General features: G+C 30.3%; 2 protein-coding genes, 1 tRNA gene and 1 riboswitch. All 3 genes read right to left on the bottom strand.

Annotated features, from left to right (window positions below; all coding sequences use genetic code 11):
- Positions 1-243 (bottom strand): Hpt domain-containing protein (locus tag VJ881_06235; protein ID HKL75647.1); only part of this gene is annotated, 243 nt, incomplete at its 3' end.
- Between the two features lie 91 nt (positions 244-334).
- A complete protein-coding gene (locus VJ881_06230) occupies positions 335-2,368 on the bottom strand; it encodes a methyl-accepting chemotaxis protein (protein HKL75646.1) in 2,034 nt (677 codons plus the stop codon).
- Between the two features lie 71 nt (positions 2,369-2,439).
- Positions 2,440-2,527: riboswitch (cyclic di-GMP riboswitch) on the bottom strand.
- Between the two features lie 29 nt (positions 2,528-2,556).
- Positions 2,557-2,632: transfer RNA gene (locus VJ881_06225), tRNA-Val, on the bottom strand.
- Between the last annotated feature and the right edge of the window lie 516 nt (positions 2,633-3,148).

Raw genomic sequence — 3,148 nt, 5'->3', positions numbered from 1 at the left:
TTTAAGTTCATCATTTCTTACTCTATCAAGTATATTTTCTACTTTATGGGTTAGTTCTGTTAGAGAGTCAAAGCCCATTGTTGCTGCCATTCCTTTTAGTGAATGTGCTGCTCTAAAGATAGTATTTATTATCTCACTATCCTCTGGATTATTTTCTAGAGCTAGAACTCCTTCATTTAACATCTGTATGTATTCTCTTGATTCATCAAAAAACATCTGTAAGTATTGGTTTTTATCACTCAAGTTTAAAACCTCCTCAATTGAATCTTAGTAAATATAAGAATATCCCTATTGTTATAGATTAATCAAACATAGGGATATTCCTCCTTTTTATTTATATATTAAATTTATCAATTGTTTGTGACAGTTTTTCGGCCATTTCAGCTAAGTTTTCTGATGCTTCTACAATTTCTTCAGTTGAAGCACTCTGTTCTTCACTTGAAGCAGCAACTTCTTCTGCATTACTTGATGCTTCCTCACTTACAGCTGCAATTTCTTCAATCGATGCACTTACTTCACTACTATTATCAGCCATTCCACTTGTAGCTTGAGAAACATCTTCAATTAAATCGCGTAATTTGCGAGCTGCATTATTAATTTCTTCAAATGAATCTTCAGTAGATTTAATAGCATCTACACTTGTACCTACTGCATCTTCTGCTTTATTCATCTGGCCAATTGTAACTTCTACTCTATTTTGTATATCAGTTATTAAACCTGCTATATTTTCAGTAGCTTCTGAGGATTCTTCTGCAAGTTCTCTTATTTCATCAGCTACAACACTAAATCCTCGGCCAGCTTCACCTGCTCTGGCAGCCTCAATTGCTGCATTTAAAGCAAGTAAATTGGTCTGAGTTGAAATCCCATTGATTAATTCAACTATTTCTCCAATTTCTTCTGATAAATCTCCAAGTTCATTTATATTTTCAGAAGTTTTATTTGCCTGAACTTTAACTTCCTGGACCTGTTCAATGGTATTATTTATTTCATTTTTTCCCTGATCAATATTAGATATTACATTATCAGCCTGTTTATCCATATCTTCTGACATATCACTTACATTATCAATACCTGAAGCAAGATCACTTACATTATTTCGTGTTTCATCAATTTGAGCTGACTGTTCTTCAGCACCTGAAGCTACTTCCTCTATTGCTCTTCCAACTTGTTCAGCTGATGCAGATATTTCTTCACTGGAAGCAGATAATTCTTCACTACTTGCAGATAAGTTTTCAGCTATACTTGATATATTTCTTACCATTTGTCGAATATTATTTGACATTCTGTTTATAGATTGACTCAAAATACCTATTTCATCTTTTCTTTCAAGATATTTATCAGGCATTTTAGCAGTAAGATCATTATTCGCTATTCGATTTGTTATTTCAACTGATTTATTTATAGGATCTGTTATTTTTTTGGTTATATATATTATTATTAATGAGATAATAATTATTGTGATGAAAGTAATCATTAGTAGTTTGTTTCTATATGCAACCAAATCATTTTTATACTCTGATGTAGGTAAAGAAGTAGATATAATATAATTATTATACTTTGAAAAATGATTTATTCTTTCTTCACCTTCATACTTATAAGTTATTTTACCATCTTTTTGATTTACAATCTCTTTTCCAAAACTATATTCTTGAATTTTTGTTCCTTCTAATGATGAATCAGGGTGACTTACAATTTCTCCATCTAAATTTGTTACAAAAACATATCCATCATTTCCATACTGCATTGAATCGGCTAAAGAAGCAACATCAATTTTATCAAATATTTTTTGTAAGTTTTCTGGTTGAACACCTATCTGTACTATTCCTTTTTTTTCAATTCTTGCAACACCTACATATTTAAATAATTCATTAGTTGTACCTCTTCTTTGGGTTTCTTGAGCCAAAGTAAAATTTTTGTTATCCAGACCATCCAAAAAAGGTTTAGTTTGTTCAGATGAATCAAAATCAAACCCTATAAAATCTGGTACTGTAGACCATTGAATTACACCTTCACTATCAGTTATATGTATTTCACTGATATTTAAATTATCAACCAAATTATTTATTTCTCTATTAAAATTTTCTTCATCCATCATACTTATATGTTCTGACAATATTTTTGTTACAGATATCAAATAATCATTAATTGCATCTTCAGTAATATTTGCATTTTCCTGTCTTTCATCAATTGTACTTTTAATCTCTGTTATTTTTTGTTCTGCCTGTTCATCAATTTGTTCTGTTATCTCTGCTTTATGATTTTGATAACTAAAATATCCCATAATACTCATAGCTAAAATTATTACTAATAATGTTGGTACTAAAAATTTTGCTGAAATCCCTTTGAAAATTGAAAATTTATTCGTCATTTTTTACCCACCCTTTGTAAAATATTATGATAATAAAAAAACACAGCACAAAATATGCCATGTTTTAACTTAATGGTAGCCTGGCCATCTTAGAAATTAATTTCTTTTAGATCCATAGCTTTGCGTCCCCTTTTTTCAAAGAGTTTGCCTTTTTCAACAATTTTTTATTTTTAATTTAAATAATAAAATGGTGTTGCTAAGTGGATTCGAACCACTGACCTCCACGATGTCAACGTGGCGCTCTACCAACTGAGCTATAGCAACACTACTAAAATAATCTTCCGATTATTATTTTCTTTTTAAATAAAAATGGTGCCGGGGATCGGGCTCGAACCGATACGGACACTAAATGGTCCACCGGATTTTAAGTCCGTCAAGCCCCGTTATATCGGCGATTATAGCATGTTACCAAATGGTAACTTTTCCTCAAAAGCCTGACATAACAACTTTTGACCATTTAAATCATATCACAGTATTTTTACTTTGTCAAAAGTTTTGCAGTCAGCTCGCAGTCAAGATGCAGGCAGAAATATATATTTATAAAAATAGAAAAACAATGTTAATAATAAACTGAAAACATTTCAAAAAAATAGTTGAATTAACACAATATTGAATAAATTATTTATAATAATATCATTATAGATGTTAAAAATATTTAAATTGAAATATTATTTCATTAAAAATCCACTAATTAAGGGGACTGCTATAGTAGCAGCAACATATTGTTCTTGTATTCTGCGAGTTTCAATTCTCAGTCCCCAATTAAGGGGACTGCTATTA

It is taken from the genome of Halanaerobiales bacterium, assembly GCA_035270125.1.
In the GTDB taxonomy this organism is placed as follows: Bacteria; Bacillota; Halanaerobiia; order Halanaerobiales; family DATFIM01; genus DATFIM01.
Note: the sequence above shows the minus strand (reverse complement) of the source record. Positions and strands in the feature narration are given on the sequence as shown.